Genomic DNA, 22,913 nt, shown 5'->3' with positions numbered 1-22,913 from the left:
GTGCCGGGCCGGGCCGCACACGCGGCACCGGGCGCACGGGATTCTCCCCGTTCCCTCACTCGGCGGAGGAAGGGAACGGGGAATGCGCTTCTCCTGACGAACGCGCATCTCCTGTTTACCCGCGAGCCGTTCGACCTTTGCCATCCAGCAACACAGAGTCATACCACCTGAAACACGGAAATGGATTTCCGTGGAACAGGAAATGAACGACCTCCTTGCTACGAACCGCCCCGACAAGGGCGCCGCCGCGAAAGCAGACCCGCCGACGACCGCCTCCCCCGGAACCGGGGTCGACTCCCCCCACGGACGCGGCGACCGGTGTCGGCTGACACGGGTTCATCCGCGCCCCCGCCCGGCTTCCGACCCGCCGCCACCAGGCTCCCGCCCGGACTCCGGACCAGTCCTCCTCCGCGAGCGCGACCCGCCGCAAGGGGAACAGGAAGAGAATAACCGGTCGGCTCCAGGAGAACCGTTATCGAAATACGCGGCACGCCGATCGGGTGAAACGCGTTCCAAAAATTCCCCGCCGCTCCCGGAGCACGCCCATGAGCTTTGGGAACTGACCGCGAGGACGCCACCGAGGGTTCCGGTCCGGCGAATGGGCCACCGATCATCGCGACTTCCCCGGTGCTACTTTCGTGCCCGCGTAGCGGCCCGGCCGGGGAGGTGGAATCGCGTATGCCGTTGGACCACAACATGCCCGACTCCTCACGCACCGCGATCAAAGCCCTCACCGGCATCGACGTCCCCCGCGCCAACCCCGCCAAGCTCTTCCACGCCGCCGAGGTCTACACCACCCTCATCCACCGCCTCAACACCCTCGACGAACTCATCCAACTCAGCCGCACCCACGTACGCCGCAACTTCAACGGCCGCACCGCCCGCTACTACGAACACTCCCTGAACCAGTTCACCCAAGGCGAGAACAACTACGTCGGCTCAGCCAAGGACAACTCGGCCACCATGACCACCGAGCTGCGCAAAGCCGGCGCCAACGTCGAGTACATGCACATGATGGTCATCGGCCAGTTCATCCAACTCCTCGCCGAGATCGCCTGGGCCATCGCCACCGCCAAGTTCACCTTCGGCGCCACCCTGAAGTTCATCCCCGTCTTCAAAGCCATCCGCAGCCTGGCCATGCGCCGCATCCTGGCCTGGCTCGTGATCACCGTGCCCAGCCACCAGATCATCAGCCAGATCTTCGCCAGCATGGACAGCATCATCCAACGCATCCAAATCGGACGCGGCACCCGCACCCACACCGACAGCACACTCACCAAAAGCGCCCACATCGGCGGCGCCATCGAAGGAGCACTCTCCGCCGTCCTCTCCGCCGGCATGGACGGCCTGCTCAACACCAACCTCCACCACCTCCTCAAGAACAGCCTCAACGACCTCGACCAACTCCCCGACCCACCACCCCTGACCAGGCCCGGGCCCGACGGCGGACCACCGCCCGCGGGACCGCTCAACGACGCCCCGAACAGCCCCCCGCCCGGACCGCACAGCGGGCCCCCGCCCGACCCCAAAGGGCCCCTCAAGCAAGACCCGCCCCCGGGAAGCGGACCCGACCGCGGCACCGACACGCCACCGCCCGGAGGCGGGCCCGACCGCGGCACGGACACACCACCGCCGGGCGGCAAACCCGACGACACACCACCGGCAGCACACCCTGACCGGGACCCGGGTACGTCCTCGCCCAAGGACGAACCCCCCTCCGACCTGCCGGCCCCGTCCCTGAACAAGGACCTGGCCTCCCTGTTCGGGCGCCACACCGACGAACTCCTCACCCCCTACAACCCCGCCAGCCCCATCGGCGCAGGCGCCTTCGACAACGCCGCCAAAGCCAACGCAGCACACAACGACTTCGCCGACCTCTTCGCCCGCCACTTCGGCCACCACCTCGGCGAAACCACAGCACGCGACCTCGGACGCGACTACGCCCACACCCTCACCCACAACTGGAACAACCCCCACCTCGAACAACACCTACGCGACACCATCGGCGACCGACTGCCCCCGCACCTGCGCGACCACCTCGCCAACGTGCCCGCCACCCTCCAAAAACCCCTCACCGACTACTTCTCCACCGCCGGCGCCTACGCCCAACAAACCAGCGGCAGCATCGGCAGCGGAGCCACCGAGGGCTACCTCGGCGAAGGCCTGGGCAGCCTCGCCGACGGACGCGGCTGGGACGCCTCCGCCTGGTCCGCCACCGCAGGCGCCACCCAAGCAGGCATCCAACAAGGCGCCACCGACAGCGCCCTGGCCGCCACCGACCTGTTCCAAGACAAGGACAAACCCCACCTCACCCCACCCCCACCACCACAAACCGAGAGCAACGGCACCGACAACCGCGTCGGCCCCGACAGCACCAGCCCGTGGGGGCACGGAAACGACGACCCCGGCCAGGGTGGTGATCGGGCCCCCGAGCGCGACGGCGACAGCTCCCCGGCCGCCGCGTCCGGCGGCCGAGCCCCCGAACGCGGCGGAGACGGACCCCAGCGGGGAGACGACCGCGACGACGGCCCCGCCCCGTACCGTCAGGACGACGGGTCGTCCCTGTACGGCCGTGACGGTGTTCCCGACGTCGACGACGTTCCCGACCTGGTCAGCGACACCGGGAGCGACAACGGCTCCGAGTTCGGCGACCCCGACGACCCCGACCGGCCCTCGGACGACACCGTGCGCGTGCACGACGACGAGGACACGCGTACCCCGTTCTCCGACCCCCTCAAGACCCCCGGAGCCGACAAGGACCCGTTCGCCCCGTACGGTTCCCCGGACCCGAAGTCCTCTCCGCACGGTTTGGGATCCAACCCCTTCCTTCCGGGCCCGCTCCCGCCCGGCCTGGCGAACGACCCGCTGACGGTCTACTTCCTCAACGAGATCGTTCCCGCGAACCCCGAGGCGGGACAGTTCCCCCCGGCCCAGGGAGCACCTCTCCCGGGCACGGAGACCACCGCGCCACCAACCGCGCAGACGGGGCCCGCACAACCGGAAACCGCTCAGCCGGGGACCGCGCCCGCCTCCCCCGGGAACGGGCAGGAGCAGGAGGACCGGTCCGCCCCCTCCACCCCGGCCGGTACCGACAACCCCCAGGGGCAGCCCCCGGGTTCCGGCGACGGTGACACGCCGACCGTGGAGCGGCCCTCGTCCGCCGAGAGCGCGCAGACCCACGTGTCCCCGGACGACGCCAACCGTTCGCAGCAGGAAGGCGACGACCGGAACGGTCCCACGGCCGACACGGAGCAGGTCGACACGGAGCAGACCGCCCAGGACACGGCGGTGAACGACACGGACCAGGAGACGCCCGCACCGCTCCCTCCGCACGGCGCCGAACAACAGGACTCCCCGGAGCACCAGTCCTCACCCGAACCCTCACCCCAGCGGCAACCGGAGAGCGCCACCTCCTCCGACCGGGGAAACCCGGAACAGGAACAGCAGGAGGACCCGGGCCCCGAGCCGGTCTACGCCCCTCCGCCCCCCGGATCCCTATGGACACCCGGTCAGCAGAACCCCCTCCCCGCCCCGGCACCGGTGGCCTCGACCGGAGGCACCCAGAACCCGGCCCCCGCTCCGGCACCGGAGAGGGAGGGAAGCGGACGACCGCACCAGAACAGCTCCGACACCCGCGGCACGAACAGCGGCACCTCCGGGAAGCGCCCCGCCCCGGGCACGGACGACGTCTCGCGGGACCAGGAGACGCCGCTGCTCCCACCGCCCGCCGCGCCCGTTCCGACCGACACCGACAGCGCGGTACCGGAGCCGCCGGTACCGTCGGCCGACACCGGTGACACAGGCACGGACACGCAGCAGGCGCCCCCGCCACCCCCGCAGCGCACACCCCCACCACCTCCACCGCCTCCGCAGAGCAACACCGAAAACACCACCGGCAACAGCGACGCGGACACGCAGCAGGCGCCCCCGCCACCTCCCCAGCGCACGCCCCCGCCTCCGCAGAACGACACCGAAGACACCACCGCCCACAACGGCGACGACGACACCGGCGACGCGCACACGCAGCAACAACAGGAGGAGGAGACCCCGGACCGGAACTACCCGGGCTCCGTGACGCCGGACCGGACGGGCGTCCCCTACGACATCGGCTACCTGCTGACGTCCAGCCTGGTGAACTCCAGCATGATCCACGCCGAACACCTGCGTTCGTTCGTGGACGACACCCTCTCCGGTAGCGCCGGACGCATCGACGCCGAGGCGCGCGACGCCGTCAGGGAGCAGGTCGACGCGCAGGCGCGCAGGCAGATGAGCGCGTTCTTCCGGCCGGAGGGGTTCTCCACGACGGTCACCGGGGCGGACGGCTCCACATGGCGGGCGGACCTGCGGCTCAACCCCTCCCGCGAGGGCTTCCACCACGCGCCCACACAGCCGGAACAGGGATCGGCCTCCACCGAGCTGAAGCTGGTGGACGAGGCCGGGGAGGCCAACCCGGCCGAGGGCGGCGGCGGCCACGGCGGCAGCAAGCTCGTCGGGCTGGGGTTCCAGGTCTCCCCCCTGCTCCTCGGCACGGTGGGCGGAAGCGACATCGGTCCCCGTTTCACCGTCAGCTTCTCGGGCGGAACGCGCCAGCGCCAGACCGGGGAGACGACGGCCAGCATCCACGACGGCTACACCAGCTACGAGATCAAGGGCAAGCCCGAGGTCTACGCCGCCGACCTGAGCATGTCCTTCGACCTGACCCCCGTTCCCGCCCCGGGGAACGGACCGGCCCGCGACGACGCCCCGGCGAACCAGGGCGTGAACGCCCGGGCCGAGTCCCCCAACGGGGTGCTCCTGGTCCTTCCGGGCAAGGTCGTGGCCAACTCCGGTCCGGAGTCGATCCGCCTGCGCGACCCCTTCGCGACCGAGGACCACCAGCGCGGCCGGGACGACGACGCCGGGCCCGCGGGCCCCCACACGGACAAGGGACACCCCGTGTGGGTGGGCGACATCCGCCTGAGCGACGGGTCCTCCGACAAGCCCTTCTCCGACTGGGTCGCCGACCACATCTGGCCCCCCGAACAGGACCGCGGGTGGTGGCGGCCCATGGTGGACAAGGTGACGCCCGCGTCCGTCGAGAAGCGCAGGCGGCAGAAGCTGGACGCCTTCCGCGACCAGGTCGGGGAGACCTTCTCGGAGAGGTCCGTCCGCAACAACCTGCCGAAGATGACCTCGGGGCCGGCGGTCTTCACCGTCACCGACCCCTCGGGCACGCCCCGTCTGGTGAGCGTCCAGTCGGTGCCCACCTCCTACGACGCCAAGCCCCACACCATCCAGCCCGCGAAGTACATCAAGGGCAACAAGTCCGAACGCGAGAGCGGGACCACGCTCCGCCACCACGACGTCCTCGGCGGGAGCCTGGGCGCGGGCGTGAGCGTCGACGCCGGGGTACCGGGCGGCTCCCGCAAGGCCCGCGTCGACGCGATAGCCCTGGAGGGCGGTGTGCGGGGCCGGGCGACCGAGGAGGGCTCACGGTCGTCGTCGGGATCGGCCAACCGCATCAACTACGGCAAGACCCCGTCGTCCGCCTACGACGTCCAGCGCAACTACTACGTGCACTTCGACGGCGAGCCCACCGTGTACCGCTTCCAGGGCGACACCGTCGAGATCCTCACCGTCCAGGAGGCCCGCATCCTGAACGGGGACGAGCCCTCGGACAAGGTGCCCGCGCCTCCCGCCCCCGTCCAGACGGAAGGGGACGGCACGGCGCCGGCGCCTCCGGCGGTGGACGCCCCCGAGGCCGCTCCCGACACCGACGGCGACCAGCGGTCCGGGGACCATCGGCCCGCGGGCGGCCAGGACGGGAGCGGGCAACCCGCGGGTGAACAGCCCGGGAACGGGCAGGACGGGAGCCAGGGCAGCGGGGACACCCGGGCCGGGGAACAGCGTCAGCGGCGGGGGGAGGGGCAGGACGGGGAGCAGCGCCCCCGGGAGGAGCGGTCCGAGGTCCCGCGGCCCCCTCGTCCGAACCTGGCCGAGGACCGGCCGCTCACCTTCCACGGAGCAGTGCCCCGCGACTTCACCTGGCCCGACGGCAGCCAGTACCGCGACGTCGACGGGCAGCAGCGCAGCATCTACCAGCAGATCGCGTACGAGGTGCTGACCGGACTGGCCGCCAAGCGCCCGGGCCTGGTCCTGCCCGAGCTGGCGCGCGACCCGAAGGACTTCGCGCGGCGGCCCGGCCACGAGACCGCGGGACCCTTCACCGGTTCCACGCGCGAGCACCGCCCCTTCCGGCGCGACCACGACGCCGCCGTCTTCAACACCCACAGGGTCATGGACGCGATCTCCGCGTCCGCGTTCAAGAGCGGCACGGACGACCTGACGCTGCACGGCCAGCCCGTCCACCTGGTCGACACGGGGAGGTTCGACCCCAGCGCGCTGTTCAAGCCGGGCAAGGACGTGCTGCGCCCCCCGTTCGTCGCGGTACGCGTCACCGCGGACTTCTCCTCCCTCAGGCACGCGGGGGAGACCAAGAGGGGCACCGGAGGCGAGTACGCGGGCGCCTCCGAGCGCACCACCGGAGACGGCTCGCAGACGCGCAAGATGGCCCGGCTCACCAGCGGCGCCTACATCCGCCGGATCGACGCCGTCGACGCGGCCGGGAACCCGGGCGACGGAGGCGTGTTCTCGGTCTCCGGCCAGCTCAGCAGCACCAAGGGGAGCGGCCGGGGCCTGGGCGTCAAGGCCCAGAGCGAGGAGGTCGTCCAGTACGCGGAGGACTCCAGCGTCTGGAACTCCACGGCACGGTTCTCCGCGAAGCTCTACGAGAACGACGACCTCGGCATGGTCCTGGGCGGCGACAGGCCGCTGGCCGACCGCGGGCACGACCTGCTCGACGCCCCGGTCGAGGCGCTGGCCACGATGGACACGGCCAAGGCCGTCACGGGCGGAGAGCGCGGCGGCCGGAACGGCACCGCCCCGCAGGCCACGCGGATCCGGCCGATACCCGTCGAGCGGGCCAAGGAGCTGATCGACGGCCACACGGCGCCGGCGCCGGACAGCGTCCGCAAGCGGCGCGACGTGACCGGGACGGTCAGGAGGTGGTTCGGCGGAGGACGGGACCAGCAGCCTCCGGGCGGACGGCGGGGCGACGGCGCACCGCCCGTCAACCCCGCCCCGCGGCCGGAGAACACCGCGGGGAGCGGTACCGGGCAGCGGGACACGGCGGGAAGCAGCACGGGGCAGCAGAACACCGGCACCCGGACCGGCGAGGCCCCGGCCCCGCCGACGACGGAGACCACGGGCACCGACGGCAACACCACCGGCACCACCAGCGACAACACCGACACAACCGACACGGGCGACGACACCACCGGCCGGCAGGACACGGAGGCCGCCCCGGCGCCGGACACGGACACCACCGGGCAGGACCGGGAGCGGTCGAGAAGCGACCACGACGGCGTCCCCGACATCCGCACCCCCCAACAGCGCCGGGCCGAGCTGATCCGCGACCTGGGGCCCACCGTCGAACACGTCAACACCCGGTTCACCACCGGCGACGGCAACCGGGTGGGCAGCCTGCTCGACGCCTCCTACGAGAACTTCTCCTCCGTCCCGCCGTGGGAGAGGGGCGACGGCGTCCAGCGCACCCCCGGAAGGTTCGGTTTCGAGCGCAAGCTGCGGCACTTCCTGGTCCGGGGCCAGGGCAGCAGGCAGTTCTACGCCAACGCCCTCTCCCCGGAGAACCTCGCCGGGAATCCGGCGTTGCAGTCCTCCGGCGGCACCCGCACGCGCACGGAGATGAGCGGAGGCCTGCTCTCCCCGCACCACGTCCGCGCGACGACGGCCACCCGGTTCGACATCGACTCGGTCGACCGCTTCGAGCAGTCCGACGGCGCGATCGTCTGGAAGGACAGGAACACCCTGGAGGTGTTCACCAGGACGGGGAAGAGGACCGACCTGTCCGTCCTGGCCACCGGCGGGGGCCGGTTCAACACCAACCCCGTCCAGCCGTCCGGGCAGCCCGCCGACGGCACCGCCCCCGCGCCCGACTCCGCGAGCGCTCCCCTGATCCAGCTCGGCCCCTCAGCGGGAAAGAGCCTGTTCGACCGCTACACCAACACCAAGCCCACCTCGAAGTTCTCCGAGACGGTCGAGTTCCACCCCAAGATCCCGATGTCGTACGCGTTCTCCGCCTCGGGGCGCGTGACCCAGGCGATGGAGTTCGTCAAGAACTGGAGCATCGGGCCGACGATCCCCCGCGCCGCGCGCTACCGGGGCTGGCAGGCCGACGTCCGCGACCTGGTCACCGGGCTGGTCCACATCCGCGACGCCCACCAGGCGGGCCTGGTCGAGGACCGGGTCGAGGAGACCGACAGCGGGCCGGTCCGCGTCCCCCAGCCCGAGCCCGACCGGCCCGCGTCCGTGCGGCCGCGCCCGGGCTTCGAGGACTCCGGCAGGATGATCCGGCCGGCCGACCCGGACGAGGCCCTCCAGAGCCTCGCCGACGACCTGGCCTCGCAGGGATGGGAGCTGACCGGGGACAGCCGGGAGACCATCCTGCACACCCTCAACTCCCACACGGGGCTCAACCCCAACACCGGAACGCCGGTATCGGTGAAGGTCCGCCCCATCGACCACTCGATCGGCGACCTCAACGCCCCGACGACCGCGCCGCTCTCCCTGGACGCCACCGTGAACCTGCGGCTCGACAGGGGCGACACGGAGGTCAAGTACCTGGGCGGCAAGACGGAGTACCGGCAGCGGCAGGGCTGGGAGAGCGGGGACAGGCTCCAGCAGGGCGAGGAGGGCTCCGCGTCGGCGGGAGCACAGGGCTCTCTCCTGACACCGCTGCCCCGGTCGGGGGGCGACCAGCCCGGGGGCGCCAGCCCGCCGAGCCGCCCCTACCTGATGGGCCTGTACGGCGACGCCTCCGCGGCGAACGCGCACGGCAACGGCGGAATCGCCCGGAACACGGACAAGCGCTCCATCGGCCTGACCATGGAGACGCCCTACGCGCGGGTGTCCTCGGACACGCGGCTGACGATCGACCTGCACATATCCGACAAGCAGGGGTTCGCCAACTCCCTGACGCGGGAGACGCCGGGCTCGGGCGGACGGCGCGACTTCACCGGTACGGGCGACTCGGGACGGGTGGAGGCGCTCTACCCGACCCCCTATCTCGACCTTCCGCGAGAAGGGGACACCGCCGGCGGGAACGACACCACCAGGCCGGACGGCGACCGCAGGCGGGCGGGGAACCGGACCTCGCCGGAGAACCCCTCCAACGACCACCACGCCTCACTGGCCGACATGATGCGCAACTGGTCGCGGACCAGTGACCCGGACTCCCGGGGCGACTTCAAGGACGCCGTGGTCCTGCCCACGGCCGTCGAGGACAACGGCAGGGACGTCCGCGACCTCGCGCACGTCGTCGTGGCCAGGTCGCTGGGCTGGACCCCTCCCGAGGGCTCCGTCCGCGACGGGCGCTACACCCCGGACTCCGTCAGGCAGGCGGCCGAGTACGCGGCGGACAAACTGGAGCTGAACTCCCGCAACAACGCCATCGACCAGTCCCTCAACGGGATCGCCCTCAAGGCCCTCTTCCCCGAGGCCAACGCCGAGGCGGGCACCGAGCTGATCGAGATGGGCCGGACCACGTGGGGTGTGCGCGCCGTGCCCCGGCCGGAGACGGCGCGCGTCATCGACTACAACCCGAGCGTGCGCCTGACCGACTCCTCGGAGTCGGGCAGGACGTTCTCCCCCTTCCACAACGACTCGTCCACGACGACCACGGGGTTCGACGCGCGCCCCTCGGGACGCACCGGGACGGGGCCGCCGACGACGGCCACCCACTACGGCTCGGCCGGCGCCACGGGATCGTCCACGTCCGGGGGCGACACCGCGCGGGGGAGCAAGCCGAAGGAGCCTCCCCACTCCGACCGCGTCCGCACCGGCCCCGCCTACCTGGTGGAGATCGACACCGACTGGGCCGTCGGCGCCAGGTCCGAGCTGCGCGGTCCCTGGTACAAGCGCTCGGCGCGCTACGTCGGGGACAAGGCCGCGTCCGCGGGCAAGTACACCGCGGCCAAGGTGCGCGGCGTGTTCGGCGACCGGAGCGCCCCCGCCCCCGGGCCGTCCCGCCCCGCCCGGTGGCAGCGGGGTGAGACCTCCGCCAAGGTGACCGTCTGGCTCTCCCACGGCGACGCGGTGAAGCTGGGCGTCCTCACCCCCGGCGACACCGCCCGGACCGCCCCCCTGACCGAGCGGTTCAACGCTGCTCAGAAGGCGCTCGGCGACGCCGAGAAGGCCTACCTCGAAGCCCGTCTGCCGCTGGACGGAGCGGCCGCCGACCGGATCGCCTCCCCCGACGACCCGCGGGTCCGGCAGCGCTACGACGACCTGGAGACCGCCTACCGGGACCGGTTGGAGGAGTTCAACACGGCGGAGCGCGACTGGGAGACGGCGCTCAGGCAGCTGCGCGAGGGGCTGGCCGCCCCCACCGCCCTCCCCCGCCCGCGCACGCAGAGCGCGCCCTCCCTCGACACCGTCCAGGAGGAGCCGCCGCCCCCGCCGCAGGGGAACACCCAGGACCCCGCCGCCGATCCCGAGGCCATCGAGCTGCCCGAGCGGAACGACCGGCGAACCGAGCGGGGCGACCGACAGCCCGAGCAGGGCGACCAGCGGCCCGAGCAGGGCACCGGGCGGCGAAGCGCCGAACCCGGCCTTCTCGACCAGTTCGGCTCGGACCTCAACCTCCGGCCGAAGGAGGCCGAGCGAAACGGCGCACCGCCCGCGCCCGGGCCCCAGGCGGGGAGCGCCCCCGCGCCCGAGCCGGGGACCGGTGGCCTGTCCGAGGCCGGCCCGTCCACGAGGTCGCCGGAGGAGCGGGACCGGTTCTTCGAGAACCCGGACCTCGGGCGCCCGCCGACCCCGCCGCGGTGGACGGAAGGGGACTCGCTCCCCGACCACGGAGGACAGAGCTCCGCCACCCCGCCGGAAACGCACCACACCCCCGGGAACCAGCCCACTCCCCGATCGGAGACCGGTCCCGCACAGGAAGCACGGCGCTCCCCCGCCCCGGCCGAGGCGGCCCCCGATCCCGACGGACGGCCGCGGGGCGGGGCAACCGCGCAACCGCCCCTGCCGGTCCCCCAGGAGACCTCCGGCACGGAACCCCGCCCGCGTTCCCGGGCCGAGGGCGACGGGGACTCCCACGTCCTGCCCCGGGAGCACGGGGACACTTCCCAGCAGAAGGAGCCCCCGCTCCCGGAGGAACCCTCCGACCCGGCGTCCGACCTGTTCGCGTTCTTCGACCAGGCGCTGAACGGCCCCGCGGACAACGCAGACGGCGGCTCCGCGCAGGACACCACGCGCACCTCCTCCGGGGAGGAGGCGGCGGCCGGGCCCGCTCTGACCGTCGACGGCGACCAGGTACGGGAGACCGCGGGTCCCCGGACAGCGCCCGAGGCGACCGAGTCCGGCCCGCCCCGGAAGCAGCCCGAGGACGGGGACGGGCGGACGGCGAGGGACGGGGACGGTTCCGAGGACACCCCCGACGGGAACGGCCGGAAGAAGGACGACGACAAGGACGGCACCGGAGGCGGCGAGGGTTCCGGCGGCGACCGGTCCGGCGGCAGCGGAGGCCCCGCCCCGGAGGGGGACGGCGGTCACTCCTCCGCACAGCCGCAATCCGACTCCGCGTCCCAGGAGGGCGTTCCCGGCACCACCGGGCAGGACCGGCACACGGACGTCTCCGCCGGAGCCGAGAACACCGAGAACACCGACCAAGACGACACCCGGGAAACCCAGGAAGAAGACAACAGACCAGCCACCGAGATCCTCGGACTGGAAGGCGAACCCGAAGGAGACCCCTGGTTCCCGAGTGACCTCACCGACGGAAGAATCCTCGGCACCATCCCCGACAACCGCACAGGAAAGGACGACAACGGAAGGATAATCACGGTCGACGGAAAGCCGCTACAAGAATTCCAGAACGACCTGCTCACCATGCGCGTAGCGGAGATCAAGAACATCTTCAAAGAAAAGATCCCCGTCAGGGTTGATTCGAGGACCTTCCACAGACCCGACGTCAATCCCCCCTCGGACCCGGACGCGAACCCCCTCACCGAGGTCATCCTCGCCAGGAACGACCTGGGGGCGGTCAACGGCGCGGTGAACGCGATCGTCGTGGACCGCGTCACCGGAACCGTAGCGGAAGGGCTCAACGGAAGAGCCAGGTTCTCCGTCATCCCCGAAGACCGACTACACCCCAGACTGAAAGAGCGCATCGACGCCATGTACAGCGAGAGGGGATACCACATGTACGATCCCCTCACCGGCGAACCCATGATGGTGACCGGCAGAGACGGCCGAACCACCCAAAGAACCAGCTCCTATCCCCACAACGACCTCCCCACCCGGCACGCGGAGATCAAGGCGATCAACACACTCCTCTGGGAACGCGACGACGCGGAGATCAGCGATTTCCAACTCGACACCTGGTTCACCCTCAAGAACGACGGTTCGATCTGCCCGTGCTGCGCGAACTGCACCCGGATCACCAGGGGGGCACGCGCGCCCCGCTCCGGAAAGAACTCACACCCCCCGGGCCACCCGGAATGGTCCAGGAAATACAACGACGGATTCCCCGATGCGCAGAGTTGACGACGAGGAGCTCGACCACCTGGAGGAGACCACAGCCGTACTCCACGGCGAAGGCTTCACCGGACAGGTGGTGGAGGCGGACGAGACCGAGGTGACGGCCCGCACCTTCGTCAACGGCGTCGCGAGCGGCCCCGACCTCTCCTGGAACGGCCGCGGCCAGCTCGTCTCCCTGGGCAATCTCGCCACCGGAGGACTGCCCGTCGGCCCCTCCCACCACTGGGACGCCCAGGGCCGCCTGGTGTTCGAGTACGTCAACGACGTCTCCGGCAACCACCGCCTCTCCCGGCGGTGGGACGCCTCGGGCCGCCTCGTCAGCGAAGAACGCCACGAGGCCCAGTTCGGCGGGTTCGACCCCGCCACCGGGGAGAGGGTGTTCCTGCCCTGGCAAAGGATCAGGCTGGCCCCGGACATGCGGCCCCCCGAACACGGGGGCTTCCTGCCCGCGGTCGGCCTCGACGCCCTCACCGTCTCGGACGTGGAGGGGCTCGGCCGCCGGGTTCTGCTGAAGGGCACGCCCTACACCGGGGAGGCCGTCACCCGCGACCGCCGGGGCCGGGCCCAGATGCACACCTTCGTCGAGGGCGTCGAGGACGGCCCCACCCTGACCTGGGCGCCCAGCGGCAAACTCGTCATCCAGGGCATCACCCAGCACCCCCACGGCCCCGTCGGCCCCTGGCACCAGTGGGACGAGCAAGGACGGCTCCTGCGTGAGATCGTCCACGACGCCCTGGGCAACCGCGTCATCGTCCGCGAACTCGACCGGTCCGGAAACATCACCCGCGAGGAACGCAGGCCCCCCACACGCCTGGCCCGCGACCCCGAAACCGGCGCGGAGCACCCCGCCCCCTGGCTCTGAAGGCCACCACACCCGCCGCGGCGGCCCGCGGAGCCCCCGCCCCACCTTCCGTGGAGCCCCCGCTCCGAGGGAAGCGGGCCCTTCCGCGGTTGAGGATGCGGTCGGGGGCGGGTGTCGGCGGGTGGGCGTCGGGGTCCACCGTCCGGAAGACCCCGACATGCTCCACGCCGTCTTCGCCGCGCCCTGTCCGACCACGTTCCGCCGTCTCGGCGAACTCGGTCCGGAAGCCGTCGGGCAACGCCCTGGGCCGGACCAGCCGGTGGTCCGGAGCCGGGGTCGCCGGGCCGCGTTCACCGATGGGCGGCCAGCACCGCCGCGAGGCCCTCTTGCAGGTCCTTGACGAAATACTCGGGAACCTCCAGCGACGGGAAGTGCCCCCCGGTTTCGGGCGCCCTCCACCGGACGATGTGCCGGTACCGCTCCCGCGCCCAGGGGCGCGGGTACTTCTCGATGTCGCGGGGATAGGTACTGATCGCCGACGGGACGTCGACCCGGAGTCCGGGGTCCAGCGAGTTGTGGCTTTCGTAGTAGATGCGGGCCGACGACGCGCCGGTCCGCGTCAGCCAGTACAGGGTGACGTTGTCGAGAACGCGGTCTCTGGAAATCGTCTCGAACGGGCTGTCCTCGGTGTCCGACCACTCGGCGAACTTGTCGAGGATCCAGGCAAGGAGCCCGACCGGTGAGTCGACGAGCGAGTAGCCGATGGTCTGCGGCCGGGTCGCCTGCTGTTTCGCGTACGCCGCGCGGTTGTGCCAGAAATCGCGGGTTTCCTCGGCCCACTCGCGCTCGACCGCCGTCAGCCCGTCCGTCGTCAGTCCGGGCGAGGCATGCGCGACCGTTGTGTGGATGCCGAGAACGTGTGCCGGGAACCTGCCGCCGAGGACCGTGGTGGTATTACTTCCCCAGTCGCCGCCGTGGGCTAGGAACTTGCTGTATCCGAGCCTTCCCATGAGTTCGACCCATGCGGCCGCGATCTTTTCGATTCCCCACCCGGTGGTGGCCGGCTTGTCGCTGAAACCGAAGCCTGGAAGCGACGGGACCACCACGTGGAACGCCGGCGCATCCGCGTCTTTCGGATCCGCCAGCTCGTCCACCACATCGACGAACTCGGCGATGCTGCCCGGCCAGCCGTGCGTCAAGATCAGCGGAGTGGCGTCGGCGCGCGGGGATCGGCGGTGCAGGAAGTGGATTCCCAGGTCGTCGATGGTCGTGCGGAACTGGCCGATCCGGTTGAGGCGCTCTTCGAACGACCGCCAGTCGTACCCGGTGCGCCAGTAGTCCACGACATCGGCGAGGTCGGCGAGGGGAACGCCCTGTTCCCATCGGCGGGAATCGGGCGCGGGGCGATAGACCGTCTCGGCCTCGGGCAGCCGTGCCGCGGCCAGTCGCGCGCGCAGATCGTCGAGGTCGGCGTCGGTTGCGTGGGCTTCGAACGCTTGCACGTCGCTGGTTGGACCGGACATGGGACCTCCTGGCCGTCGTGGAACCGGTCACGATCTACCGAGAACCTTCTTAGACGGTTCTAGCAGGCCTCCGCTCCAAAGTGCAACCTGCTAAGGTGGTTCCATGCCTGCCGAGTTCCCTGACTTCCGCCTCGGCAACGTGCTCGCGACCAGCTTCACGGCGACCCTGACGGAGCGGCGCGGCAACGCCGTGGAGCGCATCCCCACGCCGCACCGACTCGTCGACTGGCTGGCGGTGAACGGCCTCGCCGTGGACTCCTGCACCACCGCCCAGCTCGACCTCGCCCGGGAGCTGAGGGAGTCGATCCACGCCGCCGCGACAGCGGCCGCGTCGCAGCAGGCTCTCCCCGCCCCCGCCGTCCACGTCATCAACGACCGCAGCGCCCAGGGCCGGGCCGCGGCGGTCCTGACGCCCGGGGGTGAGCGGCGATGGCGGCTCAGCTCGGCTTCCCGCGTGGAGGACGCCCTCAGCGTGATCGCCGCCGACGCGATCAGCGTCATCGCGGGCGAACGAGACGGAAGACTGGCCTTGTGCGCGTCACCGACCTGCCAGGCCGCGTTCTTCGACACCAGCCAGAGCCGCACCCGCAGATGGTGTGACATGAACACGTGCGGGAATCGGCAGAAGAAAGCGCGCCTCAAGGCCAACCAGCACAAAAAACCCAGATCAGCGGAGTGATCGTTACCCGGGCAAGCACGTGGTGCGGGCCGTGACCGACGCGGTCACCAGCGGCGTCCCGACGGCGATGAACCGGGAAACGACGCGAACCGGTCACCGGACGCTCATGGAACGTACACGGGAAACCGAGTACGCTACCGCAGTCGGCCCTCCTACCCGAGGCCCCGCCCGCACAGACAGCGGCTCCTCCCACGGCGACGGCCGCGGTCCCGTCCAGCGCGGAAGGGATCCGACGGGACGGCTGTGAGCGGGCCCCGGAAACGGCGCGCCGCGGTGAGGCCGGCGCAGGAACGGGGCTTTCCCCGTGCCCCTCCCCCACACGACCTCCGCGCGGGAGGACGTATCCCCGCCCGGGTCGCCCCACCGGACGCGAAGCACCCCGAGGACCCCCGGACAGTCTGGAGCACACAGCAGGTGACCGCACACACCGATCCGGGGACGGCCCGGTCCCGGCGCCGCCGCACCGCCGCCGCGGCGCTGGCCCTGGGACTCCTCGCACCCCTCCCGGCGGCTCCGGCGGCGGCCGAGACGCCCCGGGACCCCGTCTCACTCACGCAGGTCCACCCCTTCAAGGGCGACAGCCAGCCGTGTGCGGCCGCCGGCGGGGACGTCGTGGAGCAGACCCCCTGGACCCACCACTTCCTCGGCCTGTCGCGGGCCCACGAGCTGAGCACCGGCGAGGGGGCGGGCGTGGCGCTGCTGGTCCCGGAGGTGGACGGCGGCGTCCCCGCGCTGGCCGGCGCCGTGGAGGGCGGGCGGTCCACCGACTGCCTCGGGTTCGGCACGTCGCTGGCCGGCGTGGTCGCCGCCCGCCGGGTGGAGGGCAGCGGCCTGCTCGGGGTGGCGCCGGGCGCGTCGGTGACGGCCGTGGCGACGGGGGATCCCCGGACCGGCATGGCCACCTCGCAGGAGGTCGCCGCCGGGATCGAGAGCGCGGTGGACTCCGGGGCCCGCGTGGTCCTGGTGGGCACGGGCTCGTGGGAGGGGTCCGCGGCCCTGGAGTCCGCGGTGGCCGCCGCCGAGGAGGCCGACGCGCTGGTCGTGGCCCCGGCGACGGTCCCCACGTCGCGGGGGCCGATGCCGGGCCACCCCGCCCAGCACGCGGCGGTGCTGAGCGTGGCCGCGCACGACGTGGAGGGCGTGCCCGTGGCCCGGGGACCGCTGGTCCTGCCCAGCGGCGACCTGGCCCGCGTGGACCTGACCGCGCCGGGAGACCGGGTGGTGGGGACCGGCCCGGGCGGCGGCCACGTGGCCACCGCGGGCGACGGCGTGGCCGCGGCGTTCGTGGCGGGGGCCGCGGCCCTGCTCATGGCGCGGGAGCCGGACCTGGGCGCCGAGCAGGTGCGCGAGCGGCTGGCCACCACGGCCTACGCCTCCCCGAGGGGGGACGCGGACCCGCTGTCGGGGCACGGCCGGGTCGACCCGCTGGCGGCGTTGGCCGTCACCCCGGGCGGCGCCCCCGCCGGGGTGGCGGGCGAGGGGTTCGTCCCCGGCCCCTCCCCCGAGGGTTCGGTGGACGCGCCGCCCACGGCGGCCGTCGTGTCCGCCGCGCTCCTGCTCATCGTGCTGTGCGGCCTGGGCGGGGCGGTGATCAAGCGCGGACGCGCACGCGGCTGGCGTCCGGCCGCCCCCGGCGAACCGGTGCGCTGACGCGCGGAAGGGGCCCGGTGCGCACCACACGGTGTGCCCCGGGCCCCTTTCCGCGTCCCGCGCGGGGCTCAGTCCTCGGCGCCCTCGGCGATGGCCAGCTGCACCTCCACCGGATCGCGGCGTGAGATCCACAGGGCGCGGCCCGGAGGCATCGTCCGCGCCCGGATGTTGCCGAACAGCATGCCCTCGGAGGGCGGGGCGGACAGCATGATGCTGGGCGTGTTGGAGTCGATGAGCGACCGGATGACGGGGTCGGAGGAGGCCCGGCTGAAACCGCCCGCGGCGTGCACGAGCACCACGTGCATGCCGATCTCCGCGCCCTGGCTGAGCATCGGCAGGAGCGGGGCCAGCGGGTTGGGCCCGCTGCCGGAGACCATCTCGAAGTCGTCGATGACGATGAACAGCTCGGGGCCGGTCCACCAGTCGCGTTTGCGGATGCGGTCGGGGGTGATGTCGGGTCCGGGCAGGCGCGCCTTCATGGCCTGCGCGGCCGCGGCCATCATCTCCTTGACGTTCTCGCCCGACACCGCGTAGCCCAGTTGCATCTCCTTGGGCACGGCGTCGTAGAGCTGGCGGCGCTGGTCGGCGAGGACGACCCGGCCGGTGGTCGGACCGTAGTGGCTGCGGATCGCGTTGGTGATGTGGCGCAGCAGGGTCGTCTTGCCGGTCTCGGTGTCGCCGACCACGAGCAGGTGCGGTGTGACGCCGAAGTCGTGCCAGAACGGCTGCATCCGACGGCTCTCCAGACCCAGGGGCACCTTCAGGCCGCCCGCCTTGGTGAGCTTGGAGCCGGGCAGCTCGTTGGCGCGCAGCAGCGGGGGCAGGGTGCGCACCGGCGGGGCGGGCGGTCCGGTCCAGGCCGCGCGCACGCGGTCGACGAGCTCGGTCATGCCCGCGGACAGCGAGACCGAGTCGGCGTTGCCGTCGGCGCGGGGCAGGCCGGTGAGGAGGTGGTGCTTGGTGTCGGTGATGCCGCGTCCGGGCACGCGGGGCACGGTCTGCGCCGCGCGCATGTGGACCATGGAGTCGACGGGGTCGCCCATCCTCAGTTCGAAGCGGGTGCCCATCAGGTCTCGGATACCGGTGTGGAAATCGGCCCAGCGCGGGGAGGCGACCACGATGTGCAGCCCGTAGTTGAGGCCGCGCTGCACGAGTTGGACGATGGGCCCGACCAGGTCCGCGTAGTCCTGGCGGATGGTGCCCCAGCCGTCGATGACGAAGAAGACGTCGCCGTAGGGCTCGTCGGCGAACTCCCCGGCGGCGCGGCGCCTGCGGTAGGTGCCCATGGAGTCGATGCCGTGCTCGGCGAAGAACGTCTCGCGCCGGGTGAGCAGCTCGTTCATCTCCATGACGGTGCGGGTGATGCGCCGCTCGTCGGTGCGCGTGACGACGCTGCCCACGTGCGGCAGGTCCTTGAGCGAGGTCAGCACGCCGCCGCCGCAGTCGATCCCGTAGAACTGGACCTGTGCGGGGGTGTTGCACACCGCCAGGGTGAGGATGAGCGTGGCCAGCATGGTGCTCTTGCCGCTCTGGGGACCGCCGGCGACGCCGACGTGCCCGCCGGCCCCGGCCAGGTCGGCGACCAGCGGCAGGCGCCTGTGCTCGAAGGGACGGTCGATGATCCCCAGCGGCACGCGCAGGGTGGTCCCCTTGCCCTGCCAGGCCAGACCGCCCGCGGGCAGGCGGGTGCCGACCATGGCGAGCAGCCCGTCCACGAGCGGCGGCACCTCCAGCGGGGGCAGCCACACCTCGCGGGCCGCCGGGCCGAGGCCGTCCATCCGCGCCAGCGCCGTCGCGAGGAGGGACTCGCCGCTCTCCTCCTCCTGGGCCTCGGGCTGCTCGGGTTCGGGGGCGTTCGCGGCCACGGGGGTGTCGGTGAAGAGCACCACCTCGCCGCCGACCGTGTTCCTGCGGGCGGCACGGCGCTTGACGCGGTAGGGACCGGAGACGTAGGCGGCCTTGAAGCGGGTGAGGGTCTCGGTGTCGGTCTTGAGGTAGCCGTTGCCCGGGGAGGAGGGGAGCTGGTGGGCGTCGGGGACGCCGAGCACGCCGCGGCTCTCGATGGCGGAGAAGGTGCGCAGCGCGATCCGGTAGGACAGGTGGCCCTCCAGCTGGTGCATGCGGCCCTCGTCCAGGCGCTGGGAGGCCAGCAGGAGGTGGACGCCGAGGCTGCGGCCCAGACGCCCGATCATCACGAACAGGTCCATGAAGTCGCGGTGGGCGGCGAGCAGCTCGCTGAACTCGTCGACGACCACGAACAGCGTGGGCATCGGCTCCATGTCCGGGTTGGTCTCGCGGGCCCTCTCGTACTCCAGGGCCGAACTGAAGTTGCCCGCGGCCCGCAACTGTTCCTGGCGGCGGACCAGCTCGCCGTGCAGGGCGTCCTGCATGCGGTCCACCAGGATGGCCTCGTCCGCCAGGTTGGTGATGAGAGCGGAGGTGTGCCGCAGCTTGTCGAGGCCGATGAAGGTGGCGCCGCCCTTGAAGTCGACGAGCACGAAGTTGAGGGTCTCGGAGGAGTGGGTCAGGGCCAGGCCGAGCACCAGGGTGCGCAGCAGTTCGCTCTTGCCCGAGCCGGTGGCGCCGATGAGCATGCCGTGCGGGCCCATGCCGCCCAGCGCCGATTCCTTGAGGTCCAGCTCCAGCGGCGCTCCGTCAGCGTTCATGCCGATGGGCACGCGCAACCGGTCCTTCTCGTGCAGCTCGCTCCACATGCGCTCGGAGTCGTGCCGGTGCAGGTCGGGGATGCCCAGGAGCGTGGTCAGCTCGAAGTCGGTGGTGAGCGGCTCGGTGACCTCGGCGACCATGCCGATCCGGTAGGGCGAGAGCAGGCGGGCCAGGGAGGTGGCGCGGGGCAGGCTCAGGGAGTCGGGCCGGCCCAGCACCTCCTCGGTGTCGCGGCCGCTGTGGTCGCGCGAGAGCATCACCAGGCGCTCGGACTCCACCCGCAGGGCCAGGGTGTAGGGGTCGTCCTCGGGGGGCATCGGGTCGGCGACGTCGATGACGACGGCGTTGCGGTAGCCCCCGCCCAGCATGCGCGACCCGGGGGGGACGCGCCCGCCGTCCACGACGATGACGGTGAAGGGCTCCTCGCGGCTGGGGGCGGCGGCGGGGTCGAAGCGGGGGCGGTCGGCCAGGTCCGCGACGAGCTGTTCGAGCTCCATCGCGTCCGTGCACAGCAGCCGTGCCTGGCCCGCGCCGTCGCGTGCGGTGGGGTGCTGGCTGTGGGGCAGCCACTTGGCCCACGACCACAGGGGCAGGGACTCGGCGGAGGCGCACACGGCGACGCGCAGCTCGTCGTGGGCGTGGAAGACGGTGAGCTGGCCGAGGAGGGCGCGGACGAGGCCGCGGCCGGCGTCCAGGTCGCCGCGCATGGTGATGCGGGAGTATCCGCGCAGGTAGATCTGGACCGGCTGGTCCTCGACGGTTCCGTAGGCGCGGATGAAGCGGCGCAGCGCGTGGGCGCTGAGGGGTTCGAGGTCCTCCACCGGCTTGGAGGAGACCGGGGAGATGGCCATGGACAGTGCCTGCTCGCCCACGGCCATGCGCGCCTCGGCGAAGTCGTCGTCCGTGCCCCGCCGCTCCCACAGCCGGGAGGTGCGCACGATCGACCACAGGGCGTCCGGGTGGGGCGCCCGCCACAGCATCGCGTCGCGCTGCTCGGTGACCACTCCCCGCAGGCGGGTGCGCATCTGCTTGAGGTAGCGCAGGTAGTCGCGGCGGTCGTCGTTGAGCTGGCGGCGGCGTTCCAGCATGGTGCGCAGGTACTGGCCGCCGAGCATGACCACGGCGCCCACGAGCATCATCCCGCCCGCCAGGTAGGGCATGACGGAGCTGCCGCCCCCTCCCGTCGCTCCGGGACGGATGAACAGCAGGACCATCGCCATCGAGGTCATGGCCATCGGCAGGTAGGTGAACACCGCCGAAACGTTGGCCTGCGCCTCGGGCAGCTCCGGGGGCTCCTGGAGGCTGACCTCGCCTGAGGGCAGGTCCGGCCCGGGACGCCGTGGAGGACGGCGGACGAGGATCGTACTCACGGGGCGGGGTCCTCCCTTGCAGGTAACAACGGGGAGCGGTCCGGAACCGGGACCGTAACCGGTATCCAGACCCGGACGCCGGAAGCAGAACACTACTATTGCCAATCAAAGTGACAGACATCAAAATTTAAAACAACACACCTCCAAAATGGGCCGTCGGAGTGTTACCGTCACTTCCGCTCCTGTCACGACCCCGCCTCATGATGGGCCCCACCGGATGAACGATGTCGCCTCCCCGGACCTGTGCCGACTGCTGATCCGCGCCCCCGGGCGCTCCTTCGAGATCGCGGCGCCCACCGAGGTCCCCCTCTCCGAGATCCTTCCCACCCTCGTGCTCTACGCCGAGGGCGACAACGGCGAGGACCTGGACGAGAGCGGCCTGGAGCACGACGGATGGGTCCTCCAGCAACTGGGCGACGAACCCCTGGAGGAGGACGAGACCCTCCGCTCCCTGGGGCTCTGCCACGGCGAGACCCTCTACCTGCGCCCCCGCCGCGACCAGCTGCCGCCGGTGCACTTCGACGACCTGACCGACGGCGTCGCGACCGGCATGGGCGAGCGCTCCGACAGGTGGCGCCCCGAGTCCACGCGCGTCCTGCTCCAGGCGCTGGGCCTGGTCGTGCTGTTCACTGGTCTGGCCGTCCTGGTCAGCGGCGGCACCGGACTCCTGACCGCGGTGTCCGCCGCGTGCTCGGCGATCCTCATGCTGCTGTCGGCCTGGGCGGCCTCGCGCGCCATGGGCGACCTGACCGCCGCCACCGGCCTGGCCGCGGCGGCCACCCTGTACATGGCGGTGGCCGGGGCGTCCGTGCCCTCCGGCGACCCCGGAACCGTCCTGACCGGAGCGCGCGTGCTCACGGGCGCCGTGACCGCGGCGGGGGCCAGCGTGCTCGGACTCGCGGTGGTGGCGGGCTCCGTGCCCTTCTTCGTCGGGCTGTTCACCGCCGAGGTGCTGTGCGCGCTGGGCGCGCTGGCCCTGATGTTCGTCCCCGGCGCCGTGGCCCCGGCCGTGGCGGGGATGGTGGCTCTCATCGCGCTGCTCCTGGGCACGTTCGCCCCCCAGCTCGCCTTCCGCCTCTCCGGCCTGAAACTGCCGCCGCTGCCCTCCAACCCCGATCAGCTCCAGGAGGGCATCGAGCCCTATCCGGCGCGCGGGGTCCTGGACCGCGCCGCGCTGGCCGACCGGTTCCAGACCGCCCTGTACGCGTCCACCGGCGCCGTCCTGGCGGCCTGCCTGGTCGTGCTCGCCGCCTCCTCCGGGTGGGTGCCGGCCACGCTGTGCGTGGTGGTGTCGCTGGTGATGCTGCTCCAGTCACGCGGGCTGGCCGGGGCCTGGCAGCGGTCGTTCGTGGTCGCACCGCCCTGGATCGGACTGACGGCGCTGGTGCTGACCCTGGTGTGGACGGCCGAGCCCATGCCCCGAACGCTGGCGATGGTGGGCCTGTTCGCCGCCTCCGCGATCCTGGCGGTGGTGTCGTGGAACCTGCCGGGAACACGCCCCCTGCCCCACTGGGGCCGGGCCGCCGAGATCATCCAGTCGCTGCTGACGGTGGCCGTCGTGCCCCTGGTCCTGGCCGGTTTCGGCGTGTTCTCGCTCCTGCGCGGAATCGGCGGCTGAC

7 protein-coding genes are annotated in these 22,913 nt (G+C 72.1%); 5 read left to right on the top strand and 2 right to left on the bottom strand.

Translation table 11 applies throughout. The annotated features are described in order from the left end of the window. Positions 1-678: 678 nt before the first annotated feature. On the top strand, positions 679-12,609 hold the full coding sequence (locus NOSIN_RS05105) for a hypothetical protein (protein WP_077689627.1): 11,931 nt from the start codon (positions 679-681) through the stop codon (positions 12,607-12,609). Further along, positions 12,596-13,465 (top strand): toxin-antitoxin system YwqK family antitoxin, encoded by an 870-nt coding sequence (locus NOSIN_RS05100; RefSeq protein ID WP_227015416.1) that lies wholly within the window; start codon positions 12,596-12,598, stop codon positions 13,463-13,465. Before NOSIN_RS05105 ends, NOSIN_RS05100 begins: the two co-directional genes overlap by 14 nt. A 290-nt stretch (positions 13,466-13,755) precedes the next feature. Here the strand turns inward: NOSIN_RS05100 and NOSIN_RS05095 are convergent, their stop codons facing one another. Then, on the bottom strand, positions 13,756-14,928 hold the full coding sequence (locus NOSIN_RS05095; protein WP_077689626.1) for an epoxide hydrolase family protein: 1,173 nt from the start codon (positions 14,926-14,928) through the stop codon (positions 13,756-13,758). A 103-nt stretch (positions 14,929-15,031) separates the two neighbouring features. Between NOSIN_RS05095 and NOSIN_RS05090 the strand changes: the two genes are divergently transcribed. Together NOSIN_RS05090 and NOSIN_RS05085 are read left to right on the top strand one after the other, a co-directional pair. Beyond that, a complete protein-coding gene (locus tag NOSIN_RS05090; RefSeq protein ID WP_077689625.1) occupies positions 15,032-15,607 on the top strand; it encodes a CGNR zinc finger domain-containing protein in 576 nt (191 codons plus the stop codon). Between the two features lie 414 nt (positions 15,608-16,021). Next, complete coding sequence (locus NOSIN_RS05085) at positions 16,022-17,257, top strand: S8 family serine peptidase (protein WP_077689624.1); 1,236 nt, start codon at positions 16,022-16,024, stop codon at positions 17,255-17,257. A 68-nt stretch (positions 17,258-17,325) separates the two neighbouring features. Here the strand turns inward: NOSIN_RS05085 and eccCa are convergent, their stop codons facing one another. Then, positions 17,326-21,294, bottom strand: coding sequence for a type VII secretion protein EccCa (gene eccCa / locus NOSIN_RS05080; RefSeq protein ID WP_077689623.1), 3,969 nt, complete (start codon positions 21,292-21,294; stop codon positions 17,326-17,328). A gap of 217 nt (positions 21,295-21,511) precedes the next feature. Between eccCa and eccD the strand changes: the two genes are divergently transcribed. Continuing rightward, positions 21,512-22,912 (top strand): type VII secretion integral membrane protein EccD, encoded by a 1,401-nt coding sequence (gene eccD, locus NOSIN_RS05075; RefSeq protein WP_077689622.1) that lies wholly within the window; start codon positions 21,512-21,514, stop codon positions 22,910-22,912. Position 22,913: the final 1 nt, after the last annotated feature.

It is taken from the genome of Nocardiopsis sinuspersici (genome assembly GCF_001998325.1).
GTDB lineage: Bacteria > Actinomycetota > Actinomycetes > Streptosporangiales > Streptosporangiaceae > Nocardiopsis > Nocardiopsis sinuspersici.
This window is presented reverse-complemented; position numbering and strand designations above follow the sequence as displayed.